This is a genomic window from Singulisphaera photorubra, from assembly GCF_045290345.1.
Lineage (GTDB): Bacteria > Planctomycetota > Planctomycetia > Isosphaerales > Isosphaeraceae > Singulisphaera.
The window spans coordinates 8,189,853-8,211,137 of sequence record NZ_CP155447.1; the positions used below are offsets into that span (position 1 = coordinate 8,189,853).

At 62.3% G+C, this 21,285-nt stretch carries 15 protein-coding genes, 1 tRNA gene and 1 pseudogene; 13 read left to right on the top strand and 4 right to left on the bottom strand.

Annotated features, from left to right (window positions below):
* Positions 1 to 59: 59 nt before the first annotated feature.
* Complete coding sequence (locus V5E97_RS30825; protein ID WP_406695389.1) at positions 60 to 2,504, top strand: DNA gyrase/topoisomerase IV subunit A; 2,445 nt, start codon at positions 60 to 62, stop codon at positions 2,502 to 2,504.
* A 71-nt stretch (positions 2,505 to 2,575) separates the two neighbouring features.
* Positions 2,576 to 4,497 (top strand): annotated as a pseudogene (locus V5E97_RS30830) (DNA gyrase/topoisomerase IV subunit B).
* A 169-nt stretch (positions 4,498 to 4,666) separates the two neighbouring features.
* On the opposite strand, the gene V5E97_RS30835 reads toward V5E97_RS30830, so the two are convergent.
* On the bottom strand, positions 4,667 to 5,617 hold the full coding sequence (locus V5E97_RS30835) for an MDR/zinc-dependent alcohol dehydrogenase-like family protein (RefSeq protein WP_406695390.1): 951 nt from the start codon (positions 5,615 to 5,617) through the stop codon (positions 4,667 to 4,669).
* A 394-nt stretch (positions 5,618 to 6,011) separates the two neighbouring features.
* On the opposite strand from V5E97_RS30835, the gene V5E97_RS30840 reads away from it, so the two are divergent.
* The 6 genes from V5E97_RS30840 (at position 6,012) to V5E97_RS30865 (ending at position 12,069) form a co-directional block, all read left to right on the top strand.
* Positions 6,012 to 6,962: an acyl-CoA desaturase gene (locus tag V5E97_RS30840; RefSeq protein WP_406695391.1), complete on the top strand. Its 951-nt coding sequence runs from the start codon at positions 6,012 to 6,014 to the stop codon at positions 6,960 to 6,962.
* A gap of 461 nt (positions 6,963 to 7,423) precedes the next feature.
* A tRNA-Gln gene (locus V5E97_RS30845) sits at positions 7,424 to 7,484 on the top strand.
* A gap of 192 nt (positions 7,485 to 7,676) precedes the next feature.
* Positions 7,677 to 9,098 carry a hypothetical protein gene (locus V5E97_RS30850; RefSeq protein WP_406695392.1) on the top strand — a complete coding sequence of 474 codons (1,422 nt, stop codon included), beginning with the start codon at positions 7,677 to 7,679 and terminating at the stop codon, positions 9,096 to 9,098.
* Positions 9,095 to 9,601: a hypothetical protein gene (locus tag V5E97_RS30855; RefSeq protein WP_406695393.1), complete on the top strand. Its 507-nt coding sequence runs from the start codon at positions 9,095 to 9,097 to the stop codon at positions 9,599 to 9,601. The genes V5E97_RS30850 and V5E97_RS30855 overlap by 4 nt, the downstream gene beginning before the upstream one ends.
* A gap of 64 nt (positions 9,602 to 9,665) precedes the next feature.
* Positions 9,666 to 11,036, top strand: coding sequence for a glycosyltransferase family 87 protein (locus V5E97_RS30860; protein WP_406695394.1), 1,371 nt, complete (start codon positions 9,666 to 9,668; stop codon positions 11,034 to 11,036).
* A 79-nt stretch (positions 11,037 to 11,115) separates the two neighbouring features.
* Positions 11,116 to 12,069 (top strand): dockerin type I domain-containing protein, encoded by a 954-nt coding sequence (locus V5E97_RS30865; RefSeq protein WP_406695395.1) that lies wholly within the window; start codon positions 11,116 to 11,118, stop codon positions 12,067 to 12,069.
* Position 12,070: 1 nt separating this feature from the next.
* Here the strand turns inward: V5E97_RS30865 and queG are convergent, their stop codons facing one another.
* The 3 genes from queG to nth form a co-directional block, all read right to left on the bottom strand.
* Entirely contained in the window at positions 12,071 to 13,228 is a 1,158-nt protein-coding gene (gene queG / locus V5E97_RS30870) for a tRNA epoxyqueuosine(34) reductase QueG (RefSeq protein ID WP_406695396.1), read from the bottom strand.
* Between the two features lie 16 nt (positions 13,229 to 13,244).
* Positions 13,245 to 14,156 (bottom strand): methylenetetrahydrofolate reductase [NAD(P)H], encoded by a 912-nt coding sequence (gene metF, locus V5E97_RS30875; protein ID WP_406695397.1) that lies wholly within the window; start codon positions 14,154 to 14,156, stop codon positions 13,245 to 13,247.
* Between the two features lie 103 nt (positions 14,157 to 14,259).
* Positions 14,260 to 14,946 carry an endonuclease III gene (nth, locus tag V5E97_RS30880; protein ID WP_406695398.1) on the bottom strand — a complete coding sequence of 229 codons (687 nt, stop codon included), beginning with the start codon at positions 14,944 to 14,946 and terminating at the stop codon, positions 14,260 to 14,262.
* A gap of 163 nt (positions 14,947 to 15,109) precedes the next feature.
* Here nth and V5E97_RS30885 point away from each other — a divergent pair, with 163 nt between their 5' ends.
* The 5 genes from V5E97_RS30885 to V5E97_RS30905 all read left to right on the top strand — a co-directional run bounded on the left by V5E97_RS30885 (position 15,110) and on the right by V5E97_RS30905 (position 21,247).
* On the top strand, positions 15,110 to 15,847 hold the full coding sequence (locus V5E97_RS30885; protein WP_406695399.1) for an LON peptidase substrate-binding domain-containing protein: 738 nt from the start codon (positions 15,110 to 15,112) through the stop codon (positions 15,845 to 15,847).
* A gap of 155 nt (positions 15,848 to 16,002) precedes the next feature.
* Positions 16,003 to 16,671, top strand: coding sequence for a GTP cyclohydrolase I FolE (folE, locus tag V5E97_RS30890; protein WP_406695400.1), 669 nt, complete (start codon positions 16,003 to 16,005; stop codon positions 16,669 to 16,671).
* Between the two features lie 94 nt (positions 16,672 to 16,765).
* Positions 16,766 to 17,524, top strand: coding sequence for a hypothetical protein (locus V5E97_RS30895; protein WP_406695401.1), 759 nt, complete (start codon positions 16,766 to 16,768; stop codon positions 17,522 to 17,524).
* Positions 17,525 to 17,786: 262 nt separating this feature from the next.
* Positions 17,787 to 18,302, top strand: a complete 516-nt coding sequence (locus V5E97_RS30900; RefSeq protein WP_406695402.1) for a hypothetical protein — start codon at positions 17,787 to 17,789, stop codon at positions 18,300 to 18,302.
* A gap of 53 nt (positions 18,303 to 18,355) precedes the next feature.
* Positions 18,356 to 21,247, top strand: coding sequence for an FAD-binding and (Fe-S)-binding domain-containing protein (locus tag V5E97_RS30905; protein ID WP_406695403.1), 2,892 nt, complete (start codon positions 18,356 to 18,358; stop codon positions 21,245 to 21,247).
* Positions 21,248 to 21,285: the final 38 nt, after the last annotated feature.

Below are 21,285 nucleotides of genomic sequence, written 5' to 3' on the forward strand. Positions count from 1 at the left end.
CGAATGGGGTTTGCTCTGGGGCGAACGGATTCACGGGCATCGAGGCGAAAAACGGAGCGATGGCGAAACGCAAGGGCCGATCAATAAACGGGCTAGGGCTTGAGAATGCGAGGCCGAAGTCGATCATCGAGGATGTCTCGTTGGCCGAGGCGACCCGGTCGCGCTACCTCAACTACGCGCTGAGCGTGATCACCTCACGCGCCTTGCCCGACGTCCGTGACGGTCTCAAACCGGTGCAACGTCGCATTCTGTATGCGATGTGGCACGATTTGCACCTGAGTTCGGACAGCCGCTTCATGAAGTGCGCGGCGGTGGTCGGTGAGGTGATGAAGAGTTATCACCCACACGGCGACGCATCCATTTACGACGCCTTGGTGCGGATGGCTCAGTCCTTCAGCCTTCGGTATCCGTTGGTGGAGGGTTATGGGAACTTCGGCTCGATCGATGGCGACCCCCCCGCCGCGTTTCGTTATACCGAGAGCCGGCTGACCCCGATCGCCCAAGAACTCTTGAGCGAGCTGCGGCAGCAGACCGTCGATTTCCGCCCCAACTATGCGTCGACGACGGATGAGCCGATCGTCCTGCCCGCCCAGTTTCCCAATCTCCTGGTGAATGGAGCCTCTGGGATCGCGGTGGGGATGGCCACGAATATCCCGCCGCACAACTTGCGGGAGGTCTGCGCGGCGCTCGATGCGCTTCTCAAGGACCGCGATCTTCCCCTGGAAAAACTCACCCACTACATCACCGCTCCCGACTTCCCGACGGGCGGCGTGATCCTGAACACGGCCGACGAGATCCGCCACGTTTACGCGACCGGCCAGGGGACGATCAAGCTTCGCGGCACCTATGAGATGGATCCGGAGAAGGCGAACACCGTGCTGATCACCTCGATTCCTTACGGGATCGAGAAGGACCCGCTCGTGCAGCGGATCGGCGAACTGATCGGCAAGGGCTTGGTTCCCCAACTCACGAACATCAAGGATTTGAGCACCGACGACGTTCGGATTGCGCTGGAGCTTCGGCCCGGCTCGAACGCCGATGCCGCATTGGCTTATTTGTTTAAAAATACACCGCTTCAGACGAACTTCAACGTCAACCTGACCTGCCTGCTGCCCGCGGCGGGGGCCGAGATTGCGGTGCCCGACCGGCTCGACCTCCGGAGCATCCTCCAGCACTTTCTCGAGTTCCGGCTCGATATCGTCACCCGTCGGTTGCAATACGAGCTGAAGAACCTGCTCCAGCGAATCCACATCCTGGAAGGGTTCGCGATCGTCTTCAACAACCTGGATGAAGCGATCAGGATCATCCGAGATAGTGACGGCAAGGCCGACGCCGCTCCCAAGTTGATCGCGCGGTTCGACCTCTCCGAGCTCCAGGCCGATGCGGTGCTCGAGACGAAGCTCTACCGGTTGGGTAAGCTCGAGATCAACGATATCCTCGAGGAACTGGCCCAGCGACAAAAACGGGCGGCGGAAATTCAGGCCCTCCTGGACGATGAGCCGGCCCGTTGGAAGATCATTCGTTCCGAGTTGAAGGAGATCGGCCGCGCCTACGGCGACGACCGGCGGACGAAGGTCGACGGTCCTCCCGAGGCGATCGAATATCGCGCTGAGGATTACATCGTCGATGAGGACGCCTGGGTGATCGTCACCCGCGACGGCTGGGCCAAGCGGCAGAAGTCGTTCACCGACGTGGCCAGTATTCGGGTTCGTGAGGACGATCGCGTCGGCTGGATCTACCGGTCCCGGGCGCGGCAGACGCTGACGATCTTCACCGATCGGGGCATGGCCTATACGCTGCGGGTCAATGACATCCCGATGACGACCGGGCATGGTGATCCGATCCAGAAGCAGTTCGCCTTCGAGGACAACGAGCACATCGTGTACGTCCTCTGCCACGATCCGCGCTGTCTGCCCGAACCCGGCGAGACTCCGCAGGTGCCCGCCTCCCTGGTTCAGGGGACCCTGGATGGGGTCAACGGCGCCAACGGTGATGGCTCGAATTCGGCGCTTCCTCCTCCCCCTTACGGGATCGCCCTGACGGCCGGTGGTAAGGTCTTGCGGTTTGCCCTGGCTCCGTTGGCGACCGTCTCGACTCGCAAGGGGCGTTCGCTCGTCCGCCTCGATTCCGCGGTTCCGGACGATGTGGTCGTGGGCGTCGAGGCGACCGATGGCACCGAGAACCTCTGCCTGGCGACCCGGTCGGCACGGGTCCTGATCTTCCCGGTGACCGAAGCCAATGTGGTCGGGAGCACGGCCAAGGGGGTCATCGCCATCAAGCTCGACTCCAACGACCGCGTCCTCGGATTCGCGCTGGCCAACAAGGTGCGCGAGGGCCTGACCGTGCAAACCAACCGTGGGGCCACCCAGATTATTCGGGCCACCAAGTATCCTGTCACCGGTCGTGGAGGCCGGGGCTACGGCGTCCTGCAACGGGGGTCGCTCGACGCGATCATCCACGACGAAGCGACGCCGATCCCACCGCCCGAACAAGTGGGTGAGTAGGGCCAACAATCCCCTTTCTCTGATCGACACCCCCGCGACCTTTTCGTCTGCTTGAGCGAGGACGCTATCCGATGGCCTCGGGAACATATAACGCTGATTCGATTACCGTCCTGGAAGGCCTGGAGGCCGTTCGACGCCGTCCCGGTATGTATATCGGTGGCATTGACTCCACCGGTCTCCACCACCTGCTCTGGGAAGTCGTCGATAACTCGGTCGACGAGGTGATGAACGGCCACGCCACCCGGATCGTGGTCACGCTCGAGGCCGACGGCAAAACGGTCTCGGTCTCCGATAACGGCCGCGGCATCCCGTCGACATCCATCCCAAGACCGGCCAGAGTGCGCTCGAGGTGATTCTCACCACGCTGCACGCCGGTGGTAAGTTCGACAACGATGCCTACAAGGTCGCGGGCGGACTGCACGGAGTCGGTGCCAGTGTGGTCAACGCCTTGAGCAAGAGCCTGATCGCTCAGGTTCGCCGCGACGGCGTGGTCTATTCCCAGAGCTACCGGCGCGGCAAGGCCCTCGGCCCGGTGGAGCCGGGGGAACCCGCGCGGGGGACGGGAACGACCATCACATTTACGCCTGACCCCGAGATCTTCCTCGACCAGGTCTATGACTCGAAACTGATCGCCGAGCGGCTGGATATCAAGACCTACTTGAACAAGGGTCTGGTGATCCAGTTCGTCGACCAGAAGAAGAAAGAAAGTCACGAGTTCCGCCACGATGGGGGCGTTGCCGACTTCCTCGATGCCGTCAACCAGGCGCGGACTGACGTTCGGGTCTCCCCCCTGCCCTTTGTACTCGAGCGTGAGGACGACGCCGATAACTTTCGGTGTCACGTGGCGCTGGCCTGGACCGAGGCCACCGATGAGTCGGTCCGGTCATTCGTCAACACGATCCCGACCGTCGACGGCGGCACCCACGAGCTCGGCCTGCGCGAAGCGGTCCGCTCCGCGGTGCGCCGGTACATGACCGATCACGACCTGATCAAGAAGGGGGTCGATATCAAGAATGAAGACATTCTTGAGGGATTGACCGCCGTGCTCTCGATCTGCGTGCACGAGCCTCAGTTTCAAGGGCAGACCAAGGGGCGGCTGAACAATGCCGAGGTGCGCTCACTGGTCGAGTCGATGGTTCGTCCCAGGCTCGAGACGTTCCTGATCAAGAACCGCAGTGTCGGCGACGCGATCGCCGCGCGGGTGATCCAGTCGGCCAAGGCCCGCGAGGCGAGCCGCGCGGCGGCCTCGCAGGTGCGCCGCAAGACCGCAATCAGCAACCGCCTCAACCTGCCGGGCAAGCTCCACGACTGTGATAGCACCAACCCCGACGAGTCGGAACTGTTCATCGTCGAAGGGGACTCGGCCGGTGGCTCGGCCAAGCAAGGCCGCGACCGCGACATTCAGGCGATCCTTCCGCTCAAGGGCAAGGTGCTCAATGCGGAACAGGCGGGGAAGGCCAAGGTCCTCGACAACAAAGAGCTCACCGACATCATCAGCGCCCTGGGCTGCGGGATGGACGATCAGTACGATCCGTCCCGCCTCCGCTACGGTAAGGTCATCCTCCTGACCGACGCCGATAGCGACGGCCATCACATTGCCACGCTCCTACTGACCTTTTTCTACCGCCATGTTCCCAGACTCTTGAATGAAGGCCACGTCTTCCTCGCCTGCCCGCCGCTCTACAAGATCTCCTGGGGCAAGGAAACTTACTGGGCCGCCGATGACGCGTCGCGCGACCGCGCTCTGGCCAAGCTGCCCAAGAACGCCAAGCCGAACATCACGCGTTTCAAAGGCTTGGGCGAGATGCCCTCGGCACTCCTCTACGAAACGACCCTCGATCCGGCCCGCCGCCGCCTGCTCCGCGTGACCGTCCCTGACGACGACCGCACGTACACCGAGCGGACGGTCAGCGACCTCATGGGCAAAGAACCCGAGGCGCGGTTCAAATTCATCATGGCCGAGGCCTATACGGCGAAAGATATTGATATTTAGGGGGAATGCTGCCCCGGGCTCCGACTTTCACGGATTACCCTGCCCTGGTGGCCTCGGGCACACCCTCGGCACATTTTATCCCAACCAGTCCGCGGAAGGCCCACGGGTTCAACTCAGCACGAGTTGCCCGGGGCCTCGTTCCGTATCGTTTACCCCTGCCTCTCTTCGTTCAGGCCGATGCGGGGTTGACGTGGATCAGGATCTTCCGAGCTCCCTTTTCGGAGGCGGCCCGGAAGGCGGATTCGGCCTCATCGAGGGGGAACTCTGCAGCGATCAATGGGCGGACGCTAACCTGACGATTGACCAAAGCGGAGATCGCCTTGGGGAACGGTCCGCAGCGTGAGCCGATCACGCGGACCTCATCAATGACGATTCCGGCCAGGTTGACCGTATAGGTTCCCGCGACGGTCGTTTTCAAGACGACCGTACCACACGGCCTGACCAGCCCCAGCGCGGTGGGAAACCCCGAGTGCGAACCGGTGCAGTCGACGACCACGTCAAAGGTCTTCGCGAGTGTTGATACTTCGTCAAGCCGGTACGTGTTGATTGCTTCTCCGGCCAAGGCAAGCTTCGAGGGGTGCTTGCCAATCACGCTCACTTGAGCGCCGGTGGTTCGAGCAACCCAGGCACAGAGCATCCCGAGCTTGCCGTCGCCGAGAATCGCGATTTTGACGCCGGGGTCGAGCACCAGTTGCTCGGTGATCCGGAAGGCAGCGGCCAGCGGCTCGATGAAGACCGCTTCGCGATCGTCGAGTTCGTCGGGAATCTCGTGCAAATTGACCGTGGGGACGACGACATGCTCGGCCATCGCGCCGTCATGCCCCAGGATCCCCAGAACGGTTCGATGTGGGCAGTGGCCGGGGCGACCGTCCCGGCAAGTAGGGCAAACATGGCAAGCATTGTTGATTTCGGCCGTGACTCTTTGGCCGGCGTCGGTCTGACCGACGAACTCGTGCCCGATCACGCCACGAAACCCCATATAGCCTTTGGCAAGCTGGAGATCGGTGTCGCAGATGCCCACGATCCGGACGCTCAGCCGGATCTCGCCTGGGCCAGGAGTTGGCATCGGGAGATCGTCACGGAGCCGGATGGAGGAACCGTCGCAGTAAAGACCTTTCATGAAGTCCCCTGATGTCGATTGATCACGGCTGCTCCAACCCCAGAGGGTGCAAATTGCCGGCACGATCCTATTTTTCCCGAATTTGACTTGGTTCCGCGAGGTCAATCGTAGTAAACTCTTGCCGCGACTTGGCAGGATCTCCCTCCGTAAAGATCGCACTCGCCAGTGAATGGAGCCATGCTCTATTTTTGTGTGAGTCTGGCGATAAACCAGACTCTCGCCGTCCAATTAGAGCACGACCGAACCTCCGGGTGGGCTCTGGTGCCGGAACGCGGAAGACAGTACGTGCGTCTGGATCGTGGCACCGACCGTTTCAATCGCAGCCGATGAGTACGATCGGCCCACCCCGTCGAACGAGTCTCCGCCCGGACTATCCACAAATCGAAGGTTCAGCATGTCCACGACGATTACTCGGCCGGCTCCCCAAAAGATTGCCTGGGCTCCCCTGATTTGGATCGGGGCGCTCCATGTGGGGGCCTTGCTTGCGTTCGTTCCGTCCTACTTCACCTGGCAGGCCCTGGGCGTTTGCGTCTTCCTGCACTGGGTGACGGGCGGGATCGGCATCACCATGACGTACCATCGGTTGCTGACCCACCGCAGTTTTGCGACAAGGCCGAAGGCGCTCGAATACGTGATGACTGCCATCGGGTGCTGTGCCTCCGAGGGGGGACCGATCGGATGGGTTGCTGACCACCGCCGCCACCACGCTCACTCCGATGAAGAAGATGATGTTCACAGCCCCAACCGCGGCTTTGGCTGGGCGCACATGTTTTGGTGGATGACCCCCGATATCACCTCAATCCACACGCCCGAGTACTACAAGCGGTGGGCTCCCGATCTCTACAAAGATCCGATCCTTCGTACGCTCGACAAGTACTTCATCGTGTTCCCGATCCTCTCGGCCGTCGCCCTGTACGCGATCGGTGGCATGCCTTGGCTGGTCTGGGGTTTCTTCGTTCGCTCGATCCTGGTTCTGCACACGACCTGGTTGGTCAACTCGGCCACCCATATCTGGGGATACCGGTCGTACCAGACGCGTGATCATTCGACTAACCTCTGGTGGGTTGCCTTGGTGACCTACGGTGAAGGCTGGCACAACAACCACCACGCCTTTCAGACCTCGGCTCGGCACGGTCTCCGGTGGTGGGAGGTGGACATGACTTACATGGCCATCCGTTTCCTCTCGTTCTTTGGCATCACCTACGCCATCAAGATGCCCAAGATTCCGAAGGCGAACTCGGGCACTCCACTCGTGCTCGACGAGGAACCGCCCAGTGATCCTGAAATGAGCACGGTCTCCGGGACAGCCAGTGACGAGCCGGAACTGGCGGTCGCCTCCAAGTAAACGCGAGCCGTCAGGCATCGCTTCGTGAGAAAGAACTCGAGAGGGCAAGCCGCAAGTCTGCTGCTTGCCCTCTCTTGCATGAAGGCGTATCCATTTTCGAACCCAGTTTCGGTGAGTACAGGGTTGTATCGCGGCGAGACTGGGGCGATGATGGTGCAAGTTAGCGGCCCTAGCTCAACGGCAGAGCAGGGGACTCATCATTTGTTCGTGAAAAAAAATGGTGGCGCCGGGGGGTAACCCCCGAACGCGATCCGGGTGAATTGCGGGAAACCTAAACGCTTGGTGTCGAGCACCGCTCCACACCAGGGGCATGGCAATCCGCAGCCTAGCTTGGTCGGGCACAGGTGGCCAGGACGGTTCAGAGACTAGCGGGGTGAGTCCCAACAATAACCCCCGCCGACGAGCGCCCGGCCTCCTCGTTCCCTTTTTTCCAAAAAGGGCGAGGAGGGTGAGATAGTCCAAGCCTCGTGGAAACGCGAGGGGCCTTGAATCCCTTGGTTGCAGGTTCGAATCCTGCGGGCCGCAATGCCGAAGATTGTGCCGGAGAGCCGGAGCCCTTCCCCTCAAAGGGGGGGGCGAAGGCCAAGAACAATCGAGTGAGAGTGACGAGTCGCAACGGGCCATCGAGATGAATTACCACACCTCGCGTCGGCGGCGCGAACCTCTCGATGACCGCGCCGGTGATTTCGTCGCGCGAGCGAACAGGCCCTTTTCATGAACTGGCTTGCTCGGGGCCGCGGGACAAGATTTTGGGCGGGCTGGTTCCTGGTTCTGCTGATGGCCTTGGCTCATGGCTGGGCCATCTGGCTGGGGCTGGGCGGACGCGCCGGGCTCTCAAACGAGTGGCCGATCTGGAGCGACGATCACCCGCTCTATTTCCATAGCGCTCTCGTCACACGTCGGTTTTTGAGCCTGACGGGGACCACGGCAGGCTATGACCCCAGCTTCATGTCGGGGTATGCCAAGAGCGTGATCTTCCCTGCCTCATCGACACTACCGGAGCTGGTTGTCACGGTCTTCGGTGGCAATCACCCCGAGTACGCCTACAAGGTTTACGTCCTGGTGGCGGCGGCGATCATCCCTTGGCTGATCGCCTGGGGGGCGAGTCTCTGGAATGCTCGGGGTGGGGCCGTAGCTCTCTCGGTCCTTCTCTTTCTGATCTACGTCTGGACCGATTTTCCGATCAACTACGCCGGGTTCGGGATGTTACCCTACCTCCTGGCGATCCCCGTTGGCCTTGCGGCCACGGGGGCCTTTTGCCGCTACCTGGAGCGGGGCGGGATTCGCTGGTGGCTGGTCTCGACGGCGCTCATGGTCGGGGTCGTGCTGGTCCATCTGACCGGCTCCATGGTCGTCGCGCCGGCGGCCGCACTGGCCTATGCCACGGCGTTCGCGTCTCGCGAGCGGGTTCCCGGCTCATTTCCCGTGTCGCGGCATGTGGGAGTCTGGCTGATCCCATTGCTAGTGCTTGCCTGCAATGCCTTTTGGTGGCTGCCGGGCCTCTGGCTGGCCAGTTCCAAAGGGCCGAGTGACTTCGCGTTTGCTCATCCAGAAGGGGTGCTCACACGGATCGGCCAGATTGTGACCGTCGAGGCACCTATCGAGAGCCTGCTCTGGGGAGCGGGCCTCGTCGGGCTGGCCCTGCTCGCCAGGCGAGATCGGGTCTTTGCGGCCGGTTTGATCGGGTTCATCGGCGCGGGCGTCTTCTGGGGCTATCTCGCGGGAGGGCTTCGCTCGCTCGACTTTCTCCAGCCGGGGCGGCACACCTATGCCGTCTACACGGGACTGGCGCTTGCCTCGGGCCTGGGAATCGCCGAGGGCTTGACCCGGCTGGCCGAAGCAGGGCGGCCCCGGCTCGATCGTTGGGCGCTCCTCGGGCTGGTCCTGCTCGGGCTTCGCCTGTTTGGACCGGCCATGAATGCCTCGGTGCGCTCCCGAGTGACCGGACCTCATCCTTTCCTGGAGAGTCGCCCTCTGATCGGCTGCTCTGGGTGGTGGGGCATATCAAGCGCTCGATGGAACCCGGCGAACGTCTGCTCTACGAAGAGGGAGGGTTCGGACTGCCTGGCGTTCCCGACCCGTTTCAGGGAGGGCGTTTCAGCGGTCTCCTGCCTTGGAAGACCGGGGTTGAGGTGATCGGAGGGCCCTATCTTCACGCCTCGCTGGTCACGAATTTCACGCAGTTCGGTGAAGGAAAGTTGTTCGGCGAGTCGAAGTGGGGCCGCGACCACTTTAAACGTTACGCTCGCCTCTATCGCCCGTCGTTCATGCTGTGTTGGAGCCCTTGGGCGCGAGGGTTCTGCCGGTCGAATCCCGACCTCGTTGAGGTCCTCGACGACGATGGCACGCTGCTGTTCGCTCGGGTTCACGGCTTCGCCGGTGACGCAATCGAAGGAACGGCTCAGGTTGATGCGTCCCCGGGGCGTCTGGTCGTTCGTGACTGCCAGCCTGGGGTTGACGGAACGGTGGTCCTCCGGTATCACTCCGTCCCGTGCCTGAGGACCGAACCGCCAACCCGGTGGGATCCGGTCTTTCTGGAACAGGATCCGACGCCGTTCATTCGGCTCCACCCAACCGGTGGATCGGTCGCTCTGGAAATCAGGTTTCCGCCCGACAAGGGTCGCGGACCTGGGAATTGACGAGGCCGCACGCGGACCGAGCGAGTTGACGCGTGGCCCCACCTCCATGGAAGGAGTGAGAGCCGTGCTACTTGCCCCTCGTGTTGCGGTTCCTGATTTTGATCGCCATTTCCGACGCGCCGTCTGGATTACGGCACTGATCACCATGATCGGCGCCGCCTTGGTCTACGCCGACAAGGCGGCCGAAGATCGCAGCGCGTTCATCCGCTGGCGGCACCAGGTGCTCCAGTTCTGGGAAGGCGTGAATATCTATGATGAGATGAGGTTCCCAAACCCGCCGATCTTCCCGATCACGATCTATCCACTGACGACGCTTCCCCCGGTCACGGGGGCACTCGCCTGGTACACGATCAAGGTCGCACTGACGGCGGCGTCGGTCTGGCTCTGTTTCCTGATGGTTCGTCCGACCGGAGAACGGACGCTTCCTTCTTGGATCCAGGGCATGGTGCTGTTGCTCAGCCTGAGGCCGATCCTGAGCGACCTTCACCACGGGAATAATAACCTCATCATCCTCTTTCTGGTGGTGGCCGCGCTCCAGGCCTGGCGGAAGGGCTACGACGTGCTCGCCGGCCTCACGCTGGCGCTGGCGATCTCCTATAAAATCACTCCGGCACTCTTCGTTCCCTACTTCCTCTACAAGCGATCGTGGCGGACGGTGGGGGCTACCATGCTGGGGATGGTCCTCTTCGTCCTGGTGATCCCAAGCCTGATCCTCGGCCCATCCTTCAATTTACTCTGCTTGAAGACGTGGTGGTACGGGATGATGACTCCCTACCTGCTCAACGACTTCGTGAGCCCGCAGGAGATGAACCAGTCGATGATCGGGGTCTTGACCCGTCTCCTGACCGACGGGAAGACGGGCACCGGTCGGTACGACCTCCACCTCGATCTCAATCTGGTCTCCTGGTCGCCCGCGTTTGTGAAAATGCTCCTCAAGGGGCTATCGATCGGTCTGGTCGGTATGCTCGCCCTGCTCTGCCGGACGAAGGCGACTCGCCGCGACGATCCCCGGCTCCTCGGCGAGTTCGCCCTGATCGTGCTGACCATGCTGTTCGTCTCGGAGCGGAGCTGGAAGCACCACTACGTGACCTTGCTGTTGCCCTATACCTATCTCGTCTACCGGGTTGGGATGCCGGGACCGAAATGGCGTCGGGTGGCTCTGGGAGGAGCGCTCGCGCTCTCGGCGTTCCTGATTGCGTCGACCTCGTCGGAGATTGGCGGGCACCTCGCGCACGGTCGCGGACACAAGCTAGCCCAGGGTTACGGCATGTTCCTCTGGGCGGGCGTGGTCTTGTATATTGCCACTGCCTGGTGTGTTTGGGTGGAGAGGCGTGCCGGTTATGCCGATTGTACTGATATCGAGCCAGTGTCGCCGGAGCGGAGTACTTCGGCGCCGCACTGGGTAGGGAAGGCTCAGCCGACAATTTCGAGCTGAATCCGCTGGAACTGCTCAGTCGCTTCTCCCCCTGGTCTGAGTGAACGATTCATCTCGGGCAATGGCCAAGGAGGGCCTTATGAATCCATTCAAACGAGCACCTCGCCGACGACAGCAGGTGCAGCTCTCTGCCGAGGTGTTGGAAACCCGTCAACTGCTCACAGGGGGCGCGGGCAATACCTTCGCGATTCTCCCGAGCACCATCGACGAGCCCAACGGCACGGTTTCGGTTTCGTTCACGCTCGACCAGACGCACTTCACCCGACCGAAGGGGAAGGTGGCCATGGGCATCGACGTCGTGGCCGATCCGTCGGGCACGTTGAAGCCCTTGATTTCGTCGGTGACGGACCCTCACGGTGATGTCGTTCCGCAAACGATTCACGCGATCTATGACCCGCAGGTGAAGCATCGCCAGGTCGCCAACGGTCGGACCACCAGCGCGGTGATCAGCCCGATCACCTCGTTCCCGAGCGATGCGAGCGCGCCGGTCACGTTTACCACCCAGGTCCAATCCACCGCCAAGACGACCGGTAAATTCTTGCTCGGGTTCTACCTGCCCGGTGACACTAACGGCGACGGCACGGTGGATAAGACGGACCTCAAGGTGGTTCGCTCGCTGCGAGGTGCCAAGGCGGGTGATAAACGCTACTCGTTCGATGCCGATGCGAATCGGGATGGACGGATCACCCAGATCGATGTCGCTTACACCCAGCAAAATCAGGGTGTGACGACGACGATCAGCCCCGTGATTGCCGCCAACCTCGACACGACCAGCGTGAGCAACCCCGCGGCCCGCGCAAACAACATGCCCACGGCTCGGTTCACCGGCACAGCCACCCCCGACGCTGACGTCACGTATACCAATACGTCAGACACCAGCCAGGCGACGATCAAGACGAAAACGGACTCGACCGGGAACTACACCGTGGTCACTCCGCTGAGTCGGGGTGAGAACGTGTTCGAGGTCACTTCGGTCGACGCATTCGGACAGACGATCAAGGGACGGATCGCCGGGGTTACCTACCAGCCCTGAGTCATTTCGTCTCGCTCGGAGTCGTCGGTGTCTGGCGAACAGAACCGGATTCAATCAAGGCCCGTTGGATCGCATCACGCGCCAACGGGTCTTGCTCGTTGCCATGGGCTTCCAGCGCATGGATCGCCTCGGTCGAGGCGATCCGGCCCAGAGCCCAGGCCACCGACGAGCGAATGACCGGATCGGGATCGTCCAGCAAGTTCGCGAGTGCCGGCACGGCCGTCTCTTCGCCGCTCGCTCCCAGGACGGACGCGGCGTTGCGGAGTAACCCGGAACGCTTGGCTCTCGCGAGCGCTGTCCCTTTGATCGCCTTGGAAAACGTGGCGGGAGCTTCGGTCAGCCAGTCGACGAGGTTGGGATGGGCCCACTCCACCCCTGGGTCGAGTGCCGGCTCTTTCCCGGCCGCCGCCTTGCGGTTCCAGGGGCAGACGTTCTGGCAGATGTCGCAGCCGAAGACCCAGCCGTCGAGCTGTCCCGCGACATCGTTGGGGATCGGCCCTTTATGCTCGATCGTCCAGTAACTGATACACCGCCTCGCGTCGAGTTGATAAGGGCCGGTGAAGGCATCGGTGGGACAGGCGTCAAGGCAGCGGGTGCAGGTGCCGCAGTGACTGGACTCGTGGGGCGGGTCGTATTTCAGCTCGACATCCAGCAGCAACGCACCGAGCAGGGTGAAACTCCCGAGTCGGCGGTCGATCAACATCGTGTTTTTGCCGACCCAACCGAGGCCGGCGCGGCGCGCGAAATCGCGTTCGAGCAGCGGTGCGGTATCAGACACGGCGCGGCCGCGAACGCCCGGTTCCTCGGCCTTGAGCCAGTCGAGGAGCGATTCGATCCGGCGCCAGAAGACCTCGTGATAATCGACGGCGCGGGCGTAGCGGGCGACCTTACCCTGCGTCGGTCCCGCCGGCTCGGATTCAGGGCGGCCGTAGACGAAGCTCATGATCACGACGGACCGCACGCCCTCGAGCAGTCGGTCGGGATGGGCCCGGGCCTCGGCCTGGCGCTCGAGGTAGCCCATGCCCGCGGCATGCCCCGCCTCGAGCCAGTCGAGGTAGTGAGGATAAGTCGGCGGGCTCACCGCCGGCGCGATCCCGACCTGGTCGAATCCGAGACGAAGGGCTTCAGACTTGAGACGCGTCGTCAGATCCGGTTCCATGGCGGGCCTTCCGGCGTCAGGGTTGCCGCAGCCCGATCGAATCTTTCACCCCAAGGTTCTCGTAGATTCGTCGAGTCGCATCCGAGCGGTTCAAGGTGTAGAAGTGCAGCCCTCGGACGTTGTTGTCGAGGAGATCACGGCACTGCTCGGTCGCCCAGTGGATGCCCACCCGTTCGCGGGCCTCGGGGTCATCACCGCAGCGATCGATCGACTTCAGGAGCCGAGCCGGAAACCGTGCTCCGAGCGCCAGTTCGGCCATTCGGGTGATGTTGGTGTCTCGCGTGATCGGCATGATGCCGGCGAGGATGGGCACCTTGATGCCCGCATATTCGCAGCGTTCGCGAAAGTCGTAGAAATCCGCGTTGGAGAAGAAGAGCTGGGTGCAAATGTAGTCAGCTCCGGCATCCACCTTCCGCTTCAGGTAATCCATCTCGTTCAGCCGGTTGGGCGTAGACGGATGGCCCTCGGGAAAGCCAGCGACGCCGATTCCAAACCCGCGCGGGTTCGACTCGGAGGATCGTGATTTAATGAACGCGACGAGCCCGTCCGCATGCTGGAATGCGTCGGTTGCGCGGTCGTGGTTGACCAGGTGGCGTGGCGTGTCGCCGCCGAGGGCCAGGATGTTTTCAATCCCAGAGGAGGCGTAACGTTCGAGGATCGAGGTTAGTTCATCCTTACCATGGCAGACGCAAGTCAGGTGGGAGACCGCCGTCAGGTTTGTTTCGCGCTGGATCCGAATGACCAGGTCGTGGGTCCGCTCGCGAGTCGAGCCCCCTGCCCCATAGGTCACTGAGACGAATGACGGCTGTAAGACCTGGAGCTGTTCGATGTTGCGGAATAGGTCACTGGACGACTTGTCGGTCTTCGGCGGGAAGAACTCAAAGCTGAACGTGGTGGGATGAGCGTTGAAGATGTCGAGTATATGCATGTCGATGCTCGTCCGTGATCTTCCGGAACTGGCCACGCTGCGATGGTCTCAAGAACAGGATAACCGGGGCAACCTGGGAATGGGAGTCTAATTCGAGGGCCGACTATTTTGGAAGGCGTTTCGACGTTGGCAGAGTCACTCCCAGCTTCGGGCAGATCGAGGCGATGGCACATTCGCCGCATCGTGGGCGGATTGCCACGCAGGTGCGCCGCCCGTGCTCGATCAGGCGATGGCTGAAGTCCACCCACTCCTTACGCGGGATGATCTTGGCGAGGTCGCGCTCGACCTGGATCGGGTCAAGATTCGTGGTCAGGCCGAGTCGAAATGAGAGCCGTTTGACGTGGGTGTCGACCACCACTCCCGACGCGATCGCGAACGCGTTGCCGAGGACGACGTGAGCCGTTTTCCGCCCGACGCCCGGTAAGGCGGTCAGGGCGTCGAGATCGCTGGGAATTTCACCCGCGTGGAGCGCAACGACCAAGTTTGCCATCGCCACGAGGTTTTTCGCCTTCGCCCGGAAGAATCCGGTCGAATGGATGAGCTCCTCCACTTCGGAGAGGTCGGCTTTGGCCAGGGCCCGGGGATCGGGAAAGCGAGCGAACAGCGCGGGAGTGACCATGTTGACTCGCGCATCGGTGCATTGCGCAGAGAGGATGGTGGCGACGAGCAACTCGTACGGATTGCGATGGACCAGGGCGCATTCGACCGTCGGGTAGAGCCGAACCAGGGCGCGAACCACTTGCTTGGCCTGGAGAACGGGGTCATCAATGGGCTGGGGAAGCCGAGGCATCGCGTTGCATCCTCTCAACTGAGGCCTGTTGGGGCGCTGAGGTCATGATCGTAGCCAGTCGCCCCGGCCTGTCAATCGCTGCCGGCCTTGCCGCAAGTGACCTTGCGATTAAGATAGTCATGGTGTCGAACGCCTCGCGAAATTGACGGACGGGGCGGAACCGATGGCATTGGAACGTCTTCACCACGCTCTCTTTTGCGGGACTTGCACGATGGCCGATGACGGTGACCTCAGGTCGTTCCGCAATCCTTGCCGACTCTTTCCGCTACCGGGACTCGTCTTTTTTCCGCATGCCATCCTTCCCCTGCATATCTTCGAACCGCGTTATCGCCAGATGACCGAGGATGCGCTGGCCGAGGGAGACAGGCTGATCACCATGGTTCTGCCCCGAGCCGATGTGCCTGAGACGTTGGAAGGAGCCCCCGCGCTCGAGGAAATCGCCTGCCTGGGGCGAGTTTTTCAGCATCAGCGCCTTCCCGACGGCCGGTTCAACCTCCTCTTGCTTGGGCTGAAACGCGTCCGGCTAACCCGTGAGATTCCGACGGAAAAGCTCTATCGATTGGCCGAAGCGGAGACCTTGGAGGACGTCGAGTTAGGTCCTCCCGAGGGGGATCACCGTCGGAATGATTTGCACAACCTGTTCCGCGAGGTGGTGACCCGAACCGGTGTGAACGACCCGAAGCTGGTGGCGTTGCTCGAGACCTCGCTCCCTCTCGGGCCCCTGACCGACCTGATTGCCTACACTCTCGGGCTCACGGTAGAGATCAAGCAGCGTCTCCTGGCCGAGACTCGAGTGCTGCATCGCGCCGACGCGTTGTTGGAGATTCTCGGCCGAATCCTCGCTCAACATCCTCGAGCGACCCAAGCACCGATCTTCCCTCCCCCCTTCAGTTCGAACTAGCCTTGGCCGCGTTCTTGATTTCCGCGGTTCACGGACTTAGAATAGGGATTCCGAATTTTACGGAACTAGAAAAGCTGCCTTGATTTACAGACTTCGCGAAGTCGGTCGGCTCAGTCGCGGCCAGCCTCGGTGTCTACCCGTTTGAGATCGTGATCATGTCCGAGGCTTTTCCGTCGGAACGCAGTGGCTACGATTGTGGAGACGGTGCGTTCGACGACGACAAAGAAGACGAGAATGCCAGCGTGGCCGACACCAAGATCGACCTCGAACGTATTCGGGGTGCAGTTCGGGAGATCCTGATCGCCGTGGGGGAAGACCCCGACCGTGAAGGACTCCGCGAAACGCCGGACCGGGTGGCGCGGATGTATGCCGAGGTGTTTCAGGGGCTGCACCAAGACCCGAAGGTTCACCTCCAAAAGCTGTTTACTCAGAAGTATGACGAGATGGTCCTGATCAAGGACATTCGTTTCGAGAGCTTTTGCGAGCACCATCTGTTGCCGTTCATCGGCCAGGCCCACGTGGCGTACTTGCCCAACGGCAAGGTCATCGGCCTCTCGAAGATTCCTCGCGTGATCGACGTTCTCGCGAAACGCCCTCAGATGCAGGAACGCTTGACCGAAGACGTGGCCGATCTCCTCATGAAGGAGCTGGACGCTCGTGGGGTGGCGGTCGTGATCGAGGCCAGCCACAGTTGCATGACCGTTCGCGGGGTCCACAAGCCAGGCAGTTCGTTCGTCACCAGCGCGATGCGAGGTGCCTTCAAGGAACGGCTAGCGACTCGGCACGAAGTGCTCTCGCTGATTTTCGGCGGCAAGCAGACCTGACGGCCGTCGACATCGACAGAAGCTCGGGCCGGACCGGGTTGCCTTGCGTGAGGATGGCTTCGAGAAACGGTGTCTTACGAGTCCGGCGAGACCGATGCCCATACCGATGATCCCGCTGCTGGCTGATTTTGCGATTCGCCTGGCGTGCGGCCTGGCCCTGTTACTGCTCGCCACTCCCTGGCGGATCGTGCCTCCCGCGTTCTTCCGGACACACTCGCAGATCATCCTCGGCCTCCTCGTTCTGGCTGCGCTCGACATGTCGAGGGCTGGAGTCAATGCCCCGGCCGGAGTCATCATCGGCACGGCCGTGCTCGGGTATTTCGCCACGGTCTCGTGGGGGCTCGGCCTGCCTCGGCTGGCGCTGCCGATGTCGGGGGCCATCGCGCTGGCCACTGCCGGTATTCTCGTTGTCGTGTCGCGCGAGCCTGGGGCCGAGGCCTGGACGCTCACCGCCTGCGGCCGATTGGCCTCGGCGTTTCTGATGGGCTCGACCTTCACGGCAATGCTGCTCGGCCATCACTATCTCACGGCGCCCGCCATGTCGATCTCGCCCCTGCGGCGGTTCGTCAAGTGTATGGGGTGGGGACTCGGGATCAGGGTGTTCATCGCGGGTCTCAGTCTCTGGTTCTGGCTCTACAGCCCTTCCGGTTCGAGCCACTCGGCAGGCGTCTCGCCTCTGTTCTTGACCATCCGCTGGGGGATGGGATTTGCCGGTCTGGCGGTCGCTACCGTCATGACCTGGAAAACGGTGGAGATCCGTTCCACGCAATCGGCGACCGGGATTCTCTATATCGCGGTCATCTTCGTTCTCCTCGGAGAATTGACCTCCTTATATTCTCCTGCGATGGGGTGATGGTCGTCGCTCGCGAGCCGGGTGACGGAACTGGGGGCGTGGCGAGGCCCTTGGTCTATCTCGCTGGCGGGTGGAAACAGTAGAATTCAAGGTTTGCGACGGGTCGCTGGCGGAATTGGGGTGTGAGAGGATCTTCCGTGGGCGGCCCACGGCGAACGGCCGCCGTTGTGGATTCTGGGGCGGGACAGCGCGAATCCTGTGGTCCGGTAGCGACTCGAACGGGGACGCGGCCGCGATCCAAAGACGAGAATAAGGGCGGCCGATGGAGCTGACGTATCAATGTCCGAACTGCAGCGCGGTGGGCGAAGCCTCGCCGATTGAGTCGATCCCTTCGGTGACCTGCGGAGGCTGTTCGCTAAAACGCGAAATGCATTCGGGGTCGTCCGAGAACGGGGAGTTGAAGTCGTGCGCCTGGTGCGGGACCGAAGATCTTTACATCCAGAAAGACTTTCCCCAGGGGCTCGGGCTTCTGATCGTGGTAGTCGGCTTCGCGATCAGTACGGTCTTCTGGTATTATGAAATGCCTTTGCTGACGTACATGGTCCTGTTGGCCTCGGCCTTGCTCGACATGGCGTTGTTTTATCGAGTGCCCGACGTCACGATTTGCTACCGCTGCCTCGGCCAGTACCGTGGGATCGGCTCGAATCCGGCCGGCCGCTTCCAGATGTTCGACCTGGCGGTGGGCGAGCGATATCGGCAGGAGCGGTTGCGAGCGGAGCAGTTGAGGGAAGAGCGGGCCGCGGCCGAAGCTGCGTCCTCACCCGAGAAAGCTGGCTGAACTCTGGCGATTTCGACCCACCGTTTCGGACTGTTGAAGGACGCGGCCCAGCCTTGGATGAGCGGCGAGCACGGATTCACGACGACCTGCGCGGAGTCATCGAGGGCGAGTTGCTATTCAAGCCACTCGAACGCGCCAATTATGCGCATGATGCCAGTATTTATGAGATCGACCCCCTCGGGGTGATCGTCCCCAGGACCGAGCAAGATGTGGTGACTGCGGTCCGGTATGCCGCGGAGAACCAGATTGCCGTACAGGCACGCGGGGCGGGGACTGACCCATCAGGAAGTGTCCTGGGCTCGGGACTGGTCATCGACTTCAGCCGCCATTTCCGTCGGATCGTTTCGATCGCCGCCGAGAGCGTTGTGGTTCAGCCGGGTGTGGTGCTCGACCACCTGAACGCGCAACTCGCGCCGATGGGCCGCCGACTCGGACCCGATCCCGCCGGCTCAGACTTCGGTACGATCGGCGGAATGATCGGTATCGACGCCGTGGGCCCTCGTTCGCTCCGTTGGGGGTCAACCAGCGATTATGTGGATCGCCTTCGGGTCGTCTTCGCGCACGGCGAGGTCGCCGAGGTTGGTTACGAGCCCTGGCCCCAGTTCGACGACGACGCGATCGACTTCAAGGGGGTGGTCGTCCGGAAGCTCGGAGCGCTGGTACGGCATAATAGCGAAACGCTCGCGCGTCGGATCGCTCGGGCTCCTCGGAGTCGCGCCGGTTACGCGCTGGGGTGTTCGGCGACGACCTCGGGAATTGATCTGGCGCGATTGCTCGTGGGGTCGGAGGGGACGTTGGCTCTGGTCACCGAAGCGACCCTGCGGACCATCCCGATCCCCGCGGCGCAGGGGGTCGCCCTGCTTCCGTTTGCGCGACTTGGTGACGCCGCCACGGCGGTCGTCAGGTGCCTCGAGGAATCGCCTTCCGCCTGCGACCTCTATGACTGGCGTTCGCTTCGCCTGGTCCGCGATGCCGTTCCGGCCTATCGCGACTGGATCCCCGAACTGGCCGAGTCGGTCTTGATCGTCGAGTTCGAGGGAGACGATCCGACTGAAGTGGCCGACCGGCTCCGCCGTCTGACGGATCGGATGATCCGCTCGCGATTGCTTGTCGACGACCCGATCGAAGTCACTCGCCGCGCCGAGGCCGAGCGCCTGCTTCATCTCCGCCGCGTTGTCGAGCCGCTCCTGATGAGGATGAAGGGACACGTTCGACCCGTTCCGTTCATCGAAGACGTGGCTGTTCCCCCCGCGGCGCTGCCGGAATTTCTTCAGCGTCTGCAAAACATCCTTAAGCACCATGACGTGAGCTGGACGCTGGATGCTCAAGCCGGTCTCGGCCTGGTTCGCATTCGCCCGTTTCTCGATATCGCCGACCCAGCGGACCGGGCCAAGATCGAGCCGTTGGCGACTCAGGTCTTCGACGCCGCGCTCGACCTGGGAGGCGCGATCTCGGGCGCCCATGGCTGTGGGTTGGTTCGAACCCAGTTCCTGAGACGACAGTTCGGGGATCAGGTCCAGGTCTTTCGTGAGATCAAGGATGCGTTCGACCCGTTGAACGTTCTCAACCCCGGTAAGGTCATTGGCGACGACCCGCACCTGATCACGCGCAACATCAAGCGGATGCCGCTTCCGGTTTCCGATGCGGAAGCGAATGCCGATGAGGGAACGGCGGTCTTACCGTTGATTCTGCCTGTGCTCCGATGGACCGATCGGAGCCCGATGGAAACGGCCTCGGCCTGCAACGGTTGCGGTGTCTGTCGGACCTCCGACCAGACCGCGCGAATGTGTCCGACGTTCCGGGCCCTTGGCTCCGAGGCGGCCTCGCCGCGTTCGAAGGCCAATCTCATCCGCCAGTTGATGGCCGGGACGCTCGATCCGAAGCTTTGGGGAACCGAAGAACTTCGCGAGAATGCCGACCTTTGCATTCATTGCAACCTTTGCTCGAAGGAGTGCCCGTCCGGCCTCGATGTCTCCACCTTGATGCTCGAGGCGAAGGCAGCCTATGCCGAGAATCACGGGTTGCCGCCGGTGGATTGGGCCCTCTCCCGGGTCGACCTCTGGTCGCGCGTGGCCAGCCGCTTCCCGATCATCAGCAACGCCCTCTTATCCAACGGGACGACGCGCTGGTTGTTCGAGCGGATTTTTGGGCTCGCGCAACTCCGTCGGCTGCCGAAAGTGCATCGAACCCCCTTCGTCCGTCGCGCGGCGAGGCTCGGTCTGTCCCGGCCGAGGCCCCAGACACCGGGCCCTCGGGTCGTGTACTTTGTCGATGTTTATGCCAACTACTTCGATCAAGAGTTAGCCGAAGCGGCCGTGGCGGTACTGCATCAGGCGGAAGTCAACGTGTACGTGCCCACGGCCCAACGCGGATCGGGCATGCCGGCCCTGGTCGCGGGAGATATCGACCACGCCCGTGACCTGGCACTGGCGAACCTTCGCGTCCTTGGGAATGCAGTCCGCGATGGCTACACGGTCGTCTGCTCCGAGCCGACCGCCACGTTGATGCTTCGTCACGAGTATCTCAAGCTGACGGATGACCTTGACGCCGCGCTCGTGGCCGCGAACACGCATGACCTCGGCCAGTATCTCGCCGGGCTCGACGCACGCGGCCAACTCCCCGCGCCCAAGCATCCGCTTCGCGCCCGGGTTGGCTATCACCAGCCCTGCCATCTTCGGGCGCTCGACGTGGGAACTCCGGGACTCGATCTGATCCGGAACATCCCCGAGCTCGACGTCGAATTCATCGATCGCGGCTGTTCGGGCATGGCGGGAACCTTTGGCCTGGCCCGCGACCACTTCCGGACCTCTCTGCGCCGGGCGGCCACTGTTGAACCGGCTTCGCGGCGACGACATCGAGATCGGTTCCACCGAGTGTGGGGCCTGCCGGATGCAGATGGAGCAAGGAGCGCCCAAGAGGACGCATCACCCCATCAAGCTTCTTAGCATGAGCTACGGACTGAACCCGGCCTTGCTCCGCCACT